Consider the following 15,576-nt stretch of genomic DNA (forward strand, 5'->3'; position numbering starts at 1 on the left):
TTAGTTCCAGTCTGCGGGTACAGGATCAGGTGACAGCATTTGACCTAGCATCGCTGCTGTCTCCTCATCCACGTGGGGTAACATCACTCGTGTCGTGTAGTTGCCAAACAGTTGCCCATCGTCCGTGGCCAATGACCAGTCGCGCACCATATCGGTGGTGAATGTAACCTCGTCGCCAGCGTTCAAGCCTTCCATCATGCTTGGCTGATTGGCAAGGAACCCTTTGAATTCATCCGCGGATGTTTGTTGAAAACCGGAAATCCAGATCACTTCGGCGTTGTCGACGCCAGAGGTTGGAAAGGCGGCCTTCAGCATAACATTGTCGAACGCGGCACCGTTTTCATCGACGGCGTTAGCTAAGAATTTCGGGAATGTTGCCTGCGCTTCGGCCTCTGCCGCATTCATCTGTGAATCATCATTACTGAATTCGGTCACGGGATCGCCGCTACCCGTCGACACGTATTCAGGTGCTACGCTTCCTAAGATACTGTCCAGATGGCCGTTGTTATAAAGCCAGAACCCGCCAAGAATTACAGCGCCAATTACCACACGTCTCATATTGATCCTTTCAAAACTGTCGAGGAAATATAGAGCAGGGCGGGATTGCTGCCGCAACACATTAACGCAACCTTAGGTAAATTCGATCAGATCCCAGCGGTTGCCAAACGGGTCGTTGAACACAGCCACGGTGCCATAGGGCTCATTGCGGGGGGCTTCTTCAAACGTAATTCCTGCGGCAAGGTAGGCCGCGTGATCGCGGGTGAAGTCGTCGGTCTCCAAAATCAACCAAACACGCCCGCCGCCTTGATTGCCAATCGCGGCGATCTGTTCAGGCGTCGAGGCTTGGGCCAAAAGAAACGCGGTTTCAGCGCCCTTAGGCGCAACTTTCACCCAACGTTTGTGACCTTGGTCCGTGTCTTCGAGCAGGTCAAACCCCAGCTGGCCCACGAAAAACGCAAGCCCAGCTTCATAGGTGGGAACAAGGATGGAAAGGGTAGAGAGACGCTGCACGCCTTACTCCATTTCCACCAAAAGATCCTTGGCATCGATTTGCCCGCCTGCTGCGACGTGGATCGTTTTAACAACCCCGTCACGTTCAGCGTGGATGCCTGTTTCCATCTTCATCGCCTCGATCGTCAGAAGCAGATCGCCTTCTTTGACTGTCTGACCATTAGCAACAACAACGCTGGCAACAACGCCAGGCATTGGTGCGCCGATATGGTTGTCGTTGCCAACTTCCGCTTTCGGGCGCTGGACTGTGGACGCTGCAACCATGCGATTCGGCACGCGGATGGTGCGTGGTTGACCGTTGAGTTCAAAGAAGACCTTCACTTCGCCTTCTTCGGTGGTTTCTGACACGGCCTGCAGGCGGATTTCCAAAGTTTTACCTGGATCAATCTCAGCTGAAATTTCTTCGGCTGGTTCCATGCCGTAAAAGAATGTCTTCGTTGGAAGTGTGCGGACTGGACCGTAAGTCTCATGACGTTCCGCGTAATCGGTGTAGACCTTCGGGTACATCAGGTACCCGTTGAGGTCTTCATTATCGATTTCCGCCCCATCCAATTTGACTGAAAGCTCCTTGCGAACCGCCTCTAAATCCACGGCTTTCAAGTGCTTACCCGGACGGGTCAGATTTGGTTTCTCGTCCTTTAGAACCTTTTTCACGATCGTATCTGGGAAGCCTTTAGGTGGCTGACCAAGGTTGCCGCGCATCATATCCACGACTGAATCGGGGAAGGAGACGTCTGTTTCAGGGTCTTCAACCTGCGCACGTGTCAGGTTCTGGGACACCATCATCAGGGCCATGTCGCCAACGACCTTGGAGGACGGCGTGACCTTTACGATGTCACCAAACATCTGATTCACGTCTGCGTAAGTCTGCGCAACCTCATGCCAGCGTTCTTCCAGACCCAAGGAGCGAGCTTGTGCCTTAAGGTTGGTGAACTGACCGCCAGGCATTTCGTGCAAGTACACCTCAGATGCAGGGGCCTGAAGGCCGGATTCAAACGGTGCGTAGTGGGCGCGAACAGTTTCCCAGTAGTTGGAAATTTCGCGAATGGCGGAAATATCTAGACCCGTATCACGCTCAGATCCGCGCAAGGATTCCACGATGGAACCCAGTGTCGGCTGGGATGTGTTGCCAGAGAAGCTGTCCATCGCCGCATCGATACAATCAACGCCCGCTGCGGACGCCGCCAGAACAGTCGCGATTGCAGCACCCGATGTGTCGTGCGTGTGGAAATGGATCGGAAGGCCGACCTCTTCTTTCAGCGCTTTGATCAGTTGCGTCGCGGCTTGTGGCTTCAGCAGGCCGGCCATGTCTTTCAGGCCCAGCACGTGTGCACCAGCTTTTTCCAGATCCTTGGCCATGCCGACGTAGTATTTCAGGTCATACTTGGAACGATTAGGGTCCAGCATGTCGCCAGTGTAGCAGATCGTGCCTTCGCAAACTTTCTCGGCTTTGATGACCGCATCCATCGCGACGCGCATGTTTTCAACCCAGTTCAGGCTGTCAAACACGCGGAAGACATCGACGCCAGATGTGGCGGCTTGGCGGACGAATTCCTGCACGACGTTGTCAGGATAGTTGGTGTAGCCAACGCCATTTGACGCACGCAAAAGCATCTGCGTCATGATGTTGGGCATCTTGGCGCGAATGTCGCGCAGGCGCTGCCATGGGCATTCCTGCAAGAAACGGTAAGCCACATCAAACGTCGCACCGCCCCAACATTCCATTGAGAACAGGCCAGACATATTTGCAGCATAGCTCGGCGCAACACGAACCATATCGACAGATCGCATGCGCGTGGCCAGCAAGGACTGGTGCCCGTCGCGCATCGTGGTGTCTGTGATCAAAAGTTGCTTCTGATCACGCATCCAGTCGGCCACGGCTTCTGGACCAAACTGGTCAAGGATTTGGCGCGTACCTGGAACGTTGTCCTTTGTGCGCGGGGTCGGGGCCTTGGGGTTAATCGCTTCTGCGCCGGGCTTCGGGCGATCAGCGGTTTCAGGATGCCCGTTTACGGTGATGTCCGCGATATAGGTCAGGATTTTGGTCGCACGGTCACGGCGCGGCTTGAAATTGAAAAGCTCAGGCGTCTGATCGATGAACTTGGTGTGGTACTCGTAGTTCAAGAACGTCGGGTGCTTGAGCAGGTTTTCAACGAAGGCGATGTTGGTGCTTACGCCGCGGATACGGAATTCACGCAACGCGCGGTCCATACGAGAAATCGCGGCCTCGGGCGTTGGGGCCCATGCGGTCACTTTGGTTAACAAGCTATCGTAATAACGCGTGATAACCGCGCCGGAATAGGCTGTACCACCATCCAGACGGATGCCCATGCCAGTCGCGCTTCGGTACGTTTGGATACGACCATAATCAGGAATGAAGTTGTTAGATGGGTCTTCCGTGGTTACGCGAGTTTGCAGCGCGTGACCGTCGAGTTTGACGTCATACTGGCTTGCACAGCCCGTCGCCTCGACCAATGATTTGCCTTCGGCAATCTTAATCTGCGCCTGAACGATGTCGATGCCTGTGACTTCTTCGGTCACGGTGTGCTCAACCTGTACGCGCGGGTTCACTTCGATGAAGTAGAATTCGCCGCTGTCCATATCCATTAGGAATTCGACTGTACCGGCACATTCATAGTTTACGTGTTCGCAGATTTTCTTGCCAAGGTTACACAGCTGTTCGCGCTGGGTGCCAGACAGATACGGGGCAGGGGCGCGTTCGATTACTTTTTGATTGCGGCGCTGCACAGAACAATCGCGTTCCCAAAGGTGGTAGATCGCACCATGGCTGTCACCAAGGACTTGCACCTCGACGTGGCGGGCCTTCACGATCATCTTTTCAAGGAAGCCAGCACCGTTGCCAAACGCAGCCTCAGCTTCGCGGCGGCCCTCAAGTACCTTTTCTTCTAGCTCATCCTCGGAACTGATGGCGCGCATACCGCGACCACCACCACCCCATGACGCCTTAAGCATCAGTGGGTAGCCAACTTCAGCAGCCTCTTTCTTGATGGCGTCCATGTCATCACCGAGCACGCCCGTGGCGGGAATAACTGGAACACCTGCGTCAACCGCAACGTCGCGTGCGCTGGCTTTATCGCCCAGCATGCGCATGGTTTCAGCTTTGGGGCCGATGAATTTAATACCGTTGGCTTCGCAGGCATCTACGAATTCAGGGTTTTCCGACAGCAGCCCGTAACCAGGGTGAATAGCGTCCGCTCCAGATTCTATGGCGACGCGGATGATTTCCTCAATGGACAGATAGGCCGCAACAGGGCCAAGGCCTTCGCCGATACGGTAGGCTTCATCCGCTTTGAAACGGTGCAGGCCAAGCTTGTCTTCTTCGGCGTAGACAGCAACTGTTTTCTTTCCCATCTCGTTGGCAGCCCGCATGATACGGATTGCGATTTCACCACGGTTGGCAATGAGGATTTTCTGAAAGTCAGCCATGTGTAGTTGGGCCCTTTTTTGTGCAGTTGCAGCATTTAGTTACAAATTGCGCGTGGTGTAAACGATTGAACCAGAAAGGTCACCCGTCTGTTTGCGGTAACACTAAAAAATTGGTAATTTTATATTACCAATCATGCGTGAACAGATCGCGAACATGGGGTTTTCTTGCAATGCACGAGGAGGTAGGTTGCGCAGCATGAGCAGTTATTCCGATGAAGACGCCTTTGAGGGCGCAATAGCCAAGCCGTCCCTGTCGCAACAGGCGATGGGTATGCCCCAATTCGACTATCTCGATGGTTTGAACCCCGCGCAGCGTGAAGCGGTTGAGAAGTTGGAGGGGCCAGTATTGATGCTTGCCGGTGCGGGAACCGGAAAAACCAAAGCGCTGACCTGTCGGATTGCGCATCTGTTGGCCACAAATTCCGCTCGTCCGGATGAAATTCTGGCCGTGACGTTTACCAATAAGGCCGCGCGCGAGATGAAGACCCGTATTGGGACGTTGACCAATGGTGTGTCAGAGGGGATGCGCTGGCTCGGGACGTTTCACGCGATTTGCGTGAAGCAGCTGCGCCGACACGCGGAACTGGTTGGCTTGAAAACCAGCTTTACGATTTTGGATACGGACGACCAAATCCGGCTTCTGAAACAGCTGGTGCGTGCCGCAAACATCGACGAGAAACGCTGGCCGCCTCGTATGCTAGCTGGGATCATCGATGGTTGGAAGAACAAAGCATGGCTGCCCAGCCAAGTTCCCGTCGCCGAAAGCTCTGCTTATGACGGCATGGGCGTTGAGCTATACACGGCCTACCAACAGCGCCTTAAGGAGCTGAATGCCTGCGATTTTGGCGACTTGTTGCTGCACATGGTAACGATCTTCCAAACCCACGCGGATATTCTGGCCAACTATCAACGCTGGTACAAATATATCCTTGTGGACGAGTATCAGGATACCAACGTGGCGCAGTATATGTGGCTGCGGTTACTGGCGCAGGGGCATAAAAATATCTGCTGCGTGGGCGATGACGACCAATCCATCTACGGCTGGCGCGGGGCCGAAGTCGGCAATATCTTGCGGTTCGAAAAGGACTTTCCGGGCGCGCATGTCGTGAGGCTTGAACAGAATTACCGCTCAACCGGACATATTCTTGGCGCAGCGGCGGGCGTGATTGACGCCAACACCAATCGCCTTGGCAAGACATTGTTCACAGCTGGCGAAGACGGCGAACAAGTGCGTTTGATCGGGCATATGGACGGCGACACAGAGGCCCGCTGGATCGGCGAAGAAATTGAATCCATGCAACGCGGTACACGCGGTCTTGACCCTATCAATTTGAATTCAATGGCCATTTTGGTGCGTGCCTCGCATCAGATGCGGGCCTTTGAAGACCGTTTTCTGACGATCGGCTTGCCATATCGCGTGATTGGCGGGCCACGGTTCTATGAGCGCCTCGAAATTCGGGACGCTCTGGCGTATTTTAGGTTGGCTGTTAGCCAAGACGACGACCTCGCGTTTGAACGCATTGTTAATACCCCGAAACGCGGCTTGGGCGATAAGGCTGTGCAGACCATTCAGGTCACAGCGCGCTCCAATGGCGTTAACCTTGTTGAAGGCGCGCGGATGTGTGTTGAAAGCGGGCTGATTAAGGGCAAAGGCGCGACGGCGTTGAAGGAGCTTGTGCAGGGGCTGGATCGTTGGCATCGCCAGCTTCTTGATGAGGCCGACACCCATATCGAACTTGCCGGAATGATTTTGGACGAGTCCGGCTATACCGCCCATTGGCAAAACACCAAAACCCCCGAAGCGCCAGGGCGGCTGGAGAACCTTAAGGAATTGGTCAACGGGCTTGAAGGGTTTGAAAACCTTCAAGGGTTCTTGGAACACATCAGCCTGATTATGGACAACGCCAAGGAAGAAAACGGCGACATGGTTACGATCATGACGCTGCACGGTTCTAAGGGCCTCGAATTTCCAGCGGTGTTTTTACCCGGTTGGGAAGAGGGGATATTCCCATCCCAGCGCAGCATGGACGAAAGCGGGCTCAAGGGCCTCGAGGAAGAGCGGCGGCTGGCCTATGTCGGGATTACGCGGGCCGAAAAGCATTGTTTGATTTCGTTTGTGTCCAGCCGTCAGGTTTTTGGCCGCTGGCAAAATCAAGCGCCAAGCCGATTTATCGATGAGCTGCCGCACAAGCACGTCGAAGTCCTCCCAACGACGAGCCAGTTTGGCATGGGCTTTGGTGGCGAGGATGACATGGCTGGATCGATCCACGAAAAAGTCGCCAGCGCTGATGTTTACAATTCTCCGGGTTGGAAGCGCTTGCAAAGCCGGCAACAACAACGCCCAACGGGCCAATCCAGAGAGGCCCGCGGCACAACAATCGATATGACCGCGACGTCGTCCTTCACCACGGGTGAGCGGGTTTTCCATCAAAAGTTCGGCTATGGTGAAGTGATCGAGATTGAAGGCGACAAGCTGGTGATTGAATTCGATAAAGCCGGTGAAAAGAAGGTGGTTGGGAAGTTTATTGTCAGCGCAGACAAAGCCAGTGATGTACCGTTTTGAAGGTTCACAGCACAAATTACACGAATGTTCTGATTACCCCGTCTGAGGACAGCAAAGCCGCGTTTTCAATGATGCCCAGCACGTCAGGTACGATTGGTGCGGTGCAATTTGATATGCTGCAGGCCAGTCCTTACACGTTGACAGGGGATGATTTGTTGATTGCGGTTCTCGCAACACGAAAGAGCATTCCGCAAGAAGAATGGGCGGATTTACGGGCTGAGATTTTCAGCAAAGGCCAGCCTTGCACGCGCGTTTCTCCGCTTGTCAAAACAATGGGCTGGGCGCTGCACCACGACGCCAACAGCAGAATCGCAATGATTGACGTCGGCACCAAAGAATACGCCGCGTTGAATGCCGATGATAACGTTCGAAAAATTCACGGAATGCGCAACAAGCGCCGTTAGGTTGCCAGCCCGATCACAGCCAGCACTGAAACCACGCCGAACAATGTCCATTGAGGCATATGAAACAGCTTTTGCCCCTTCCATTTGATAAGGACGAGCGACCATAGCGTGAACAGTATCGCCATGATTGTCCACATCCATGCTAAGCCGGTTTGCGTAGGATCAAGAGACGCCCAGATAAGACCCGTGGCCATTGCCGTGATTGTCAGCGTTACCAAGTGCCAGCAGTAGTAGTTCACATATTTGGGCACGTCCGCGATGTCATTGGACCGCAATAAGGGGCGGACATTTTCGGGGCCACCACCGAAGATATGGATCAAAGCGGTTAGTGCAGCGGCAACGCCTGCTGCAAAAAGCCAAAGGTTTTGAACGTCGTCAAACATGGGGGAAGGGTGGTTCAGTCCTTTGAGTCGAACCAGAGCGCATTATGACGCAGGGCTTAACAGGTTTGGAAAAACAACCGGAACAAGGGTCGCGACCAGTAGCAAAGCCATGATGATGTTAAAGCTGCGCAATCGAACTGGGGACGTCAGGAAGCGGCGCATTTGTTGGCCCAAGACCGTCCACAACGAAATTGACGGGAAACTGACGGCGAAGAACGCGAAAACCACTATTCCGACCGCCAAAAGGGAACGTGTGCCGTCTGCATCCGTGGCAAAGCGCGTGATGGCGTAGGCCGCCATGCTCCATGCCTTTGGGTTCACCCATTGAAACGCGGCGGCCTGCAGGAACGTTAGCGGTTTACCACCGGTTTGAGGCACGTCGGGCAGTTTTGGTGCTGCTGTCGCAATCTTGTAGGCTAGCCATAAAAGATAAGCGATTGAGACGACCTTTAGGGTCCGGTCTACAATGGGGAAGGCGTCAAACACCTGCATCAGCCCTAAACCAACCAGCGCGATCATAAGCGGGAACCCGAGTGTGATTCCCAACATATGCGGCAAGGTGCGTCGCAACCCAAAGTTCGCGCCAGATGCCATCAACATCGCGTTGTTTGGTCCGGGTGTGACGGTTCCAACAAAGGCAAACGTTATCAGGGTGAGGAAAATATCATAGCTCATGGCGCAATTATATGCAGTAGTTCCAGCAATGAAATTTCAAATTGTGTAACGACCGGAGTAAGTGGGCAATTAATGATGGAATTAGATCAAATGGGCGCGCAAATATTGCGCGAGTTAAGCGTTGATGGGCGCATAAGCAATTTGGCATTGGCAGAAAAGGTCGGCTTGTCCCCGTCAGCATGCTTGCGGCGTGTGCAGGACCTTGAACGTCGTGGCGTGATCACTGGCTACCGCGCCCGCCTTGATCCGGTTCAAACCGGACAGGCCTATGTGGTCTATGTCGCTGTGGGGTTGTCGGAGCATTCAAAGGCCGCCCAAGAAGGGTTCGAGAAGGCTATGAAATTGTTCGATGAAGTAAGCGAATGCCACAATATCGCAGGCGCGTTTGAGTATTTACTGCGTGTCGAAACGGCAGATCTGAGCGCCTATAAAACATTTCACACAGATCGGCTTGGGACCGTGCCGCATGTGCGTTCAATCACAAGCTATATGGTTATGGGATCCCCGAAAGATATGCGCGCATAGCGCCACCCTGAAACAAAAAAACGACGAGCCCCGGGAGGAGGGAACTCGTCGCTCTTTTCTTTGGCCAACTCGTGGGAGGACGGTTGGCCGTGTCGCGGTTCAAGAGCGGCGATGTCAGGGAGGAGGAAGACATCGCCGCGTCTTGATCGCTGCGCCCGTTCCCCGGGAGGAGGAGGTGGGCGCGATCACGGGGCAACTTTCTGGGAGGAAGAGAAAGCCCCGATTCCGGTAATTACTTTTGGCCGTATGCCGCTTGATAAGCGATTGATACGATTGCACTTGGGTGCATGCCGAGGTCAGCCAGGTCGCGCTTGGACAGGGACTGAAGCTCAGCCAATGTTTTGCGGTAAACGCGGTGCTGTGCGAAGCGTGCTGCGAGTGTGTCGCGCAGAGCCGCGATGTTTGAGAACACAGATGCGTTGCCGATGCGAACGTCAGTAATATGTGCCATGTCTTAGTCTCTTTTCAGTGTTGGGCCCGTTTAGGTGGGCCATCGGTTGTTGCGCCGTATTGCGCTTCTGTGATTGAAAATAGGCAATTGCTGCAGTTGCACAATCCCTCGCGTGCTCAATGCCGCTATGCAGAAAATGCATAGTTAATGTCTTGAAACTGTTACTGATTGCGCAAACGAATATCTTTACGCTAGGTAAATGGGCGCATTTGCACTCAGTGATTTTTCAACCTGTTCGAAATATCAACACTGTTGTCTTATTCTTGGGCGGTCTAAGGAAGTGCTAACAATTATCGGGTGAACATATGTCGCAAACTAAAGAAACGATTCTTGCAGCTCTTGGAACAATTGGGCTTCCGGATGGCGGGGATCTTGTCTCGCGGGATATGGTGCGCGCGTTGCAAGTTGAAGGTGACACCGTACGCTTTGTTATCGAAGCGCCCGATGCGGCAATGGCAGGACGAATGGAGCCTGTTCGCCAAGCCGCTGAGATGATCGTCTCAAAGATGGATGGTGTTGAGACGGTTTCTGTCGTTCTTACAGCGCACAGTGGTGGTCCGGCAAAGCAGCCACCGCCACCCGCTGATAAAACGCCGCCGAACCTGACGATCGGCCGTCACCCGACACCGCAAGCGGGGCCAGAAGGTATTCCCGGCGTTGCACGTATTATTGCTGTTGGGTCTGGTAAAGGTGGCGTTGGTAAATCGACTGTCTCTAGCAACCTTGCTGTGGCGCTTGCCAAGCAGGGCCGCAAAGTCGGTCTTTTGGATGCCGATATATATGGGCCAAGCCAGCCACGCATGATGGGCACCAACAAGCGCCCTGCGTCTCCAGACGGTAAAACGATTATCCCGCTTCAGGCGCATGGCGTAACGCTGATGTCTATTGGTCTGATGTTGGACCCTGCCAAGGCCGTTGTCTGGCGCGGCCCGATGTTAATGGGCGCGCTGCAACAGATGCTGACGCAGGTTGAGTGGGGCGAGCTGGATGTTTTGCTGGTCGATCTGCCACCCGGAACGGGCGATGTGCAGTTGACGCTTTGTCAGAAAACCAACCTGACCGGCGCGATCGTTGTTTCTACGCCGCAAGACGTGGCCCTTATCGATGCGCGCAAGGCGATTGATATGTTCAACACGCTCAAGACCCCTGTGCTGGGTTTGGTCGAAAACATGTCTACTTATATATGCCCTGAATGTGGGCATGAGGCGCATCTGTTTGGTCACGGCGGTGTAGAGGCCGAGGCCGAAACCATTGGCGCGCCTTTCCTTGGTGCGCTTCCCCTTGATCTGGATACGCGACTGGCTGGCGATGCGGGTACCCCCATCGCGGCAGGTGAGGGACCAATGGCGCAGGCCTATGCGACCCTTGCAAAGCGTCTGATTGACGGCGGCATGGGATGATGATCCGGCGGGCCACCGATGCGGACTGGCCCGCGATCTGGGACATGTTGCGTCCTGTATTTCGTGCGGGTGAAACCTATGCGGTTTCCCGTGACATAGATGAAGCGGCGGCACGCGCCATGTGGATGGACGCGCCAGCGGCGACGTTTGTGGCGCAGGACGGCGAAATCCTTGGCACGTACTATATCAAGACAAACCACCAAGGCGGCGGTGCGCATGTGTGCAACTGCGGCTATGTCACGGCGGATGCGGCGCGGGGTAGGGGTGTTGCTGGTATGATGTGCGAGCATTCCCAAGACGCAGCGCGTGATCTGGGGTACGGCGCAATGCAGTTCAATATGGTGCTGGCGTCCAATGCAGGCGCTGTGCGGCTTTGGCAGAAGCTTGGGTTTGATATCGTTGGAACGCTTCCGTCCGCGTTTGACCATCCTACGTTGGGTACCGTTGACGGTCACGTCATGTGGAAAGCGCTATAAGCGGCTAGATGGGAAATCATGGGCAAGGTCTGTGCTTTCCGAATCAAATTCAAGAAAATGCTCCATGATTCGGCGAAATTTGGCCAAATCAGTCGTGGGAAACCACGGATCATTCCCTCAGATGCGCATTTTTCCGGGAAATCGTGGAACTTTTTTCTGAATTGCGCGTTTTCTATATCTTGTGCCTCAACTGCCGGAATTCTGGGCAAATTGCCCATATATGCTATTTCCAACACAAGCTCTTGTGTTGGAAGGTGCTCGAAAACACCATGTTGTGCCATGAATTCCCAGAAAGTACTTGGCGGACCATACTTTCCCATGCATAAACATCACAAGAAGACGGGCAGACAATACGGGGCACCAAACGACCCCACCGACACTAAGAAAACTTAGGTCAGGTTTCATACAGGCACCCAATTCTTGAACGAAGAGATCCGGCGCGCGAGCGAGCAGACATCCCCCCAGGTGGCGCGCGCAGCTGGACTAACCCGGAAACGGGACGGAGATGGCGGATTGGTCAGTGGCAGCAGACTAATCCGCCTCTTTTCGTTAAAAAACAGTAATTTAATGGGGGGAAGAGTAGTAGGAGCCGCGGGACAGTGGGTTTGAGCTTCAGAGGCGAATTCAATCAGAAGGTTGACGGTAAGGGACGCATGTCGATCCCTGCTGATTTTCGCGTTGTGCTCGCCGATGGTGATCCGCGTTCCCCTGAAAACCCTCTCCCACGTATGGTCGTTTTGCACGGCCCACATCTTAAAAATTGCCTCCACGCTTATACAATTGAAGCCATGGAAGAAATTGAAGAGGGTATCAAAGCTTTGCCGCGCGGGTCCGAAGCCCGAAAGCGTGCCAGCCGGATGATCCTTGGTAAATCATGGGATACCGAAGTCGATAAAGACGGACGTATCGTTTTGCCCCAGCGCTTGCGCCAGCAGATCGGTTTGACCGGTGAGGCGACGATGGCCGCGATGGGCGATTTCTTTGAAATCTGGAACGCAGAAACCTACGCCGAAGTTGAGGCCGCGGAAGCCGCCGCAATGGAAGAAGAATTTGACGGTGATTTTGATCCGCTTTCTTTAATCTATCCCCCAGGGTCCGAGTAAGATGGAGATTGCTGCCGCCTCTCCTCCACATGTTCCCGTGCTGATCGGGCCGCTTATCGCGGCCTGTTCGCCTATTCAGGGTACTTGGTTGGATGGCACGTTTGGCGCGGGCGGTTACACACAGCGCCTTTTGGACGCTGGTGCCGACAAGGTAATTGGTGTTGATCGCGACCCAGCCGTTTTCAAAATGGCACAATGGGCGATCGAAAACCCCGCAATTGAGTTGGTGGAAAATACATTTTCCAACCTTGACGCGATTGCGACCGATTTAGACGGGGTCGTCCTGGACCTCGGTGTGTCTTCCATGCAGCTGGACCAAGCAGAGCGTGGATTTTCGTTTATGAGGGACGGTCCGCTGGATATGCGGATGGGACAGGAGGGGCCAAGTGCAACTGACATTATCAATGAAGCAGACGAGACCGATCTTGCTGACATTCTCTTTACCTATGGTGAAGAACGAGCGTCACGAAGGATCGCAAGAAAAATCGTCACAGAACGTGACCGTGAGCCTATTGAAACGACACTTCGCCTCGCAAAAATAATCGAAGGATGTTTGCCGCGGTCCAAACCGGGGCAAAGCCATCCTGCGACGCGGTCTTTTCAAGCGATCCGCATCGCTGTGAATGACGAATACGGCCAGCTTGCCGAAGGGCTTGAGGCCGCTGAACGGGCGTTGAAGCCCGGTGGTTACTTAGCCGTTGTGACGTTCCATTCTGTTGAGGACCGCATGGTTAAGCGGTTCTTGCAGCAGCGCGGGGGCGGGATGGGCAATGCCAACCGCTATTCCCCTGTTCTGGAAACGGAAAAGCCAGCGTTTGAAATCACCAAGAAAAAAGCCATCGGCCCAGACGCAGATGAGCTGGAAATGAACCCGCGTTCGCGATCGGCCAAGCTGCGTGTCGCGCGCCGCACGGAAGCGCCAGCTGGTGCTGTGGATCGCTCAAAACTTGGTATGCCTCAACTGAAAGACAAACGGTAATGCGTTCAATTTTTTACATTATTTCCGGTTTGATGGTCATGGGTCTGGCGTATTGGGCCTACCATGAGAATTACGAAACGCAGGCCTCCCTGAAGGATGTGCGCAGCTTGCACCGCCAAATTGGTTCCGCCCATGAACGTCTGAATATCCTCGAGGCCGAATGGGCCTACCTGAACCGCCCAGACCGCCTGCGTGACTTGGCGGAATTGAACTTTGACCGCCTTGGATTGTTGCCGCTTATGCCTGACGCATTCGGGCGTATCGAACAGGTGGCATACCCGACCGAGATCGTTTTCGACATTTCCAACTCTGTTGAAGTGTCCTCGGATAATGCACCGGAGGCGAACCAATGATCCGCACGCCACTGCGCCCGCTTGCCCGTATCCTCAAAGCCCGCGAACAGGGCCAAAACCCTGACGCGATTGAGGCGGAAAACATCCGTCTACGCCACGAGGAAGACCGCGACCGTGCCCGCAACCGTGCCGAAGGGCGCTTGTTGGTTATGGGGATCGCGTTCTTTTGTGCGTTCACAGTTATCGGCGTGCGTATGGGTACCTTGTCAGGATCTGTTCCGGAAGAACCAACTGCGCAGGCGTCTGGTTCGCCCATCATCGGGCAACGGTCTGATATTGTGGACAGAAACGGACGCGTATTGGCGACGAACCTTGATACGCACAGCCTTTATGCGCAAATCCCAGATATGATTGATCCGGCGAAAGCTGCGACCGATCTGGCTGCTATTTTTCCCGAGCTTGATGCTGAAGAACTGTTGAAAGATTTTACAGGAGAGCGCCGTTTCCTTTGGATTCGTCGTGAAATTTCACCTGAGCAGATGCAAGCCGTGCATGACATTGGCGATCCGGGTCTGTTGTTTGGCCCACGTGAAATGCGCCTTTACCCGAACGGGTCCGTTGCTGCGCACATCCTTGGTGGGGCGACCTACGGGCGTGAAGGCGTTAGCTCAGCCGAGGTTGTCGGCGTTGCTGGCGTTGAAAGCTTCTATGACGATTTCCTACGGGACCCCGCAAATGAGGGCGCACCGCTGGAACTGTCCATCGACCTAACCGTGCAAGCCGCATCTGAACGCGTATTGCAGGGCGGTATGATGTTGATGTCCGCCAAGGGCGCGTCATCCGTTTTGATGGATGTCCACACGGGCGAAATTATCTCAATGGTGTCTTTGCCAGATTTTGACCCGAACGATCGCCCGCGCGTTTTAACCGCGGCCGACGGTGCTGGGGACCAATCCGACAGCCCGTTGTTTAACCGTGCGGTGCAGGGTGTTTATGAACTTGGGTCGGTGTTTAAGATTTTCACTGTGGCACAGGCCATGGACCTTGGCCTGATCAACGCCAACACGATGATCGACACGTCTGGTCCGCTTGAATGGGGACGTTTTCGCATCCGCGATTTCCACAACTACGGCCCCGCGTTGAGCGCTGAGGATGTGATTGTGAAATCATCCAACATCGGCACAGCCCGCATTGCGATGATGATTGGCGGCGAGCGTCAGCGTGCATTCCTCGGCACATTGGGTTTGCTGGAAGAAACCACAGTTGAAATGGTTGAGGCCCCGACAGGCGACCCGCTATTGCCAGCGAATTGGTCAGAAATTTCGACGATGACGATTTCTTACGGGCACGGCCTGTCGTCTTCGCCTGTTCACCTTGCGACGGCTTATTCCAGTCTTTTGAACGGCGGCTACCGGGTTGAACCGACGATCATCCGTCAAGACGGACCGCAATACGGTGATCGCGTCGTGTCTGAGCAGGTATCGACCACGTCTCGCAATATGTTGCGCGCCGTTGTTGACCACGGCACGGCGTCCTTCGGGGATGTGGATGGTTATGAGGTTGGTGGCAAAACAGGCACCGCAGACAAGCCGCGCCCAACGGGTGGTTATTATGAGGACCGCACCATCGCGACATTTGCATCCGTGTTCCCAGCATCCGATCCGCAATATGTTTTGATCGTCACCTTGGATGAACCAACAATCGAAACCCTCGGTGAGGAACGCCGCACCGCAGGTTGGACAGCCGTTCCAGTCGCCGCAGAGATGATCCGCCGCGTCGCTCCTTTGTTGGGCATGCGACCGGACGTTGAATCCCTGACGCCAACGGGTGTAACACTGACCTCAAATTGATACGGGCGTTTGGTGA

At 54.4% G+C, this 15,576-nt stretch carries 15 protein-coding genes; 9 read left to right on the top strand and 6 right to left on the bottom strand.

All coding sequences use genetic code 11. The annotated features are described in order from the left end of the window. From OSB_RS05310 to pyc, 3 genes are all read right to left on the bottom strand, one after another. Complete coding sequence (locus tag OSB_RS05310; RefSeq protein ID WP_049834006.1) at nt 1–558, bottom strand: DUF2314 domain-containing protein; 558 nt, start codon at nt 556–558, stop codon at nt 1–3. A 72-nt stretch (nt 559–630) separates the two neighbouring features. After that, nucleotides 631–1,011 carry a VOC family protein gene (locus OSB_RS05315; RefSeq protein WP_049834007.1) on the bottom strand — a complete coding sequence of 127 codons (381 nt, stop codon included), beginning with the start codon at nt 1,009–1,011 and terminating at the stop codon, nt 631–633. A gap of 3 nt (nt 1,012–1,014) precedes the next feature. Next, complete coding sequence (gene pyc / locus OSB_RS05320) at nt 1,015–4,458, bottom strand: pyruvate carboxylase (protein ID WP_049834008.1); 3,444 nt, start codon at nt 4,456–4,458, stop codon at nt 1,015–1,017. Between the two features lie 196 nt (nt 4,459–4,654). Between pyc and OSB_RS05325 the strand changes: the two genes are divergently transcribed. Together OSB_RS05325 and OSB_RS05330 are read left to right on the top strand one after the other, a co-directional pair. After that, a complete protein-coding gene (locus OSB_RS05325; protein ID WP_049834009.1) occupies nt 4,655–7,021 on the top strand; it encodes an ATP-dependent helicase in 2,367 nt (788 codons plus the stop codon). Beyond that, nucleotides 7,018–7,425 carry a DUF6157 family protein gene (locus OSB_RS05330; RefSeq protein ID WP_049834010.1) on the top strand — a complete coding sequence of 136 codons (408 nt, stop codon included), beginning with the start codon at nt 7,018–7,020 and terminating at the stop codon, nt 7,423–7,425. The genes OSB_RS05325 and OSB_RS05330 overlap by 4 nt, the downstream gene beginning before the upstream one ends. Here the strand turns inward: OSB_RS05330 and OSB_RS05335 are convergent. Then, the gene (locus OSB_RS05335; protein ID WP_049834011.1) at nt 7,422–7,808 is read right to left on the bottom strand and encodes a hypothetical protein; all 387 of its coding nucleotides are present in this window, start codon (nt 7,806–7,808) and stop codon (nt 7,422–7,424) included. The two genes, OSB_RS05330 and OSB_RS05335, sit on opposite strands and share 4 nt — an antisense overlap. Nucleotides 7,809–7,850: 42 nt before the next feature. Then, nucleotides 7,851–8,483, bottom strand: a complete 633-nt coding sequence (locus OSB_RS05340; RefSeq protein ID WP_049834012.1) for a LysE family translocator — start codon at nt 8,481–8,483, stop codon at nt 7,851–7,853. A gap of 72 nt (nt 8,484–8,555) precedes the next feature. Here OSB_RS05340 and OSB_RS05345 point away from each other — a divergent pair, with 72 nt between their 5' ends. Further along, nucleotides 8,556–9,008 carry an Lrp/AsnC family transcriptional regulator gene (locus OSB_RS05345; protein ID WP_049834013.1) on the top strand — a complete coding sequence of 151 codons (453 nt, stop codon included), beginning with the start codon at nt 8,556–8,558 and terminating at the stop codon, nt 9,006–9,008. 232 nt (nt 9,009–9,240) lie between these two features. On the opposite strand, the gene OSB_RS05350 is transcribed toward OSB_RS05345, so the two are convergent. Then, nucleotides 9,241–9,459, bottom strand: a complete 219-nt coding sequence (locus OSB_RS05350; protein WP_049834014.1) for a YjiS-like domain-containing protein — start codon at nt 9,457–9,459, stop codon at nt 9,241–9,243. Between the two features lie 305 nt (nt 9,460–9,764). Here OSB_RS05350 and OSB_RS05355 point away from each other — a divergent pair, with 305 nt between their 5' ends. The 6 genes from OSB_RS05355 to OSB_RS05385 all read left to right on the top strand — a co-directional run bounded on the left by OSB_RS05355 (nt 9,765) and on the right by OSB_RS05385 (nt 15,560). Beyond that, nucleotides 9,765–10,859, top strand: a complete 1,095-nt coding sequence (locus OSB_RS05355; protein WP_049834015.1) for an Mrp/NBP35 family ATP-binding protein — start codon at nt 9,765–9,767, stop codon at nt 10,857–10,859. After that, nucleotides 10,856–11,335: a GNAT family N-acetyltransferase gene (locus OSB_RS05360; protein ID WP_049834016.1), complete on the top strand. Its 480-nt coding sequence runs from the start codon at nt 10,856–10,858 to the stop codon at nt 11,333–11,335. Before OSB_RS05355 ends, OSB_RS05360 begins: the two co-directional genes overlap by 4 nt. Before the next feature lie 599 nt (nt 11,336–11,934). Continuing rightward, nucleotides 11,935–12,438 carry a division/cell wall cluster transcriptional repressor MraZ gene (locus OSB_RS05370; protein WP_074202192.1) on the top strand — a complete coding sequence of 168 codons (504 nt, stop codon included), beginning with the start codon at nt 11,935–11,937 and terminating at the stop codon, nt 12,436–12,438. Between the two features lies 1 nt (nt 12,439). Continuing rightward, nucleotides 12,440–13,417: a 16S rRNA (cytosine(1402)-N(4))-methyltransferase RsmH gene (gene rsmH, locus OSB_RS05375; RefSeq protein WP_049834019.1), complete on the top strand. Its 978-nt coding sequence runs from the start codon at nt 12,440–12,442 to the stop codon at nt 13,415–13,417. After that, nucleotides 13,417–13,770, top strand: a complete 354-nt coding sequence (ftsL, locus tag OSB_RS05380) for a cell division protein FtsL (protein ID WP_049834020.1) — start codon at nt 13,417–13,419, stop codon at nt 13,768–13,770. The genes rsmH and ftsL overlap by 1 nt, the downstream gene beginning before the upstream one ends. Then, nucleotides 13,767–15,560, top strand: a complete 1,794-nt coding sequence (locus OSB_RS05385) for a peptidoglycan D,D-transpeptidase FtsI family protein (RefSeq protein ID WP_049834021.1) — start codon at nt 13,767–13,769, stop codon at nt 15,558–15,560. Before ftsL ends, OSB_RS05385 begins: the two co-directional genes overlap by 4 nt. The last annotated feature ends 16 nt before the right edge of the window (nt 15,561–15,576 follow it).

It is taken from the genome of Octadecabacter temperatus, assembly GCF_001187845.1.
Classification (GTDB): domain Bacteria; phylum Pseudomonadota; class Alphaproteobacteria; order Rhodobacterales; family Rhodobacteraceae; genus Octadecabacter; species Octadecabacter temperatus.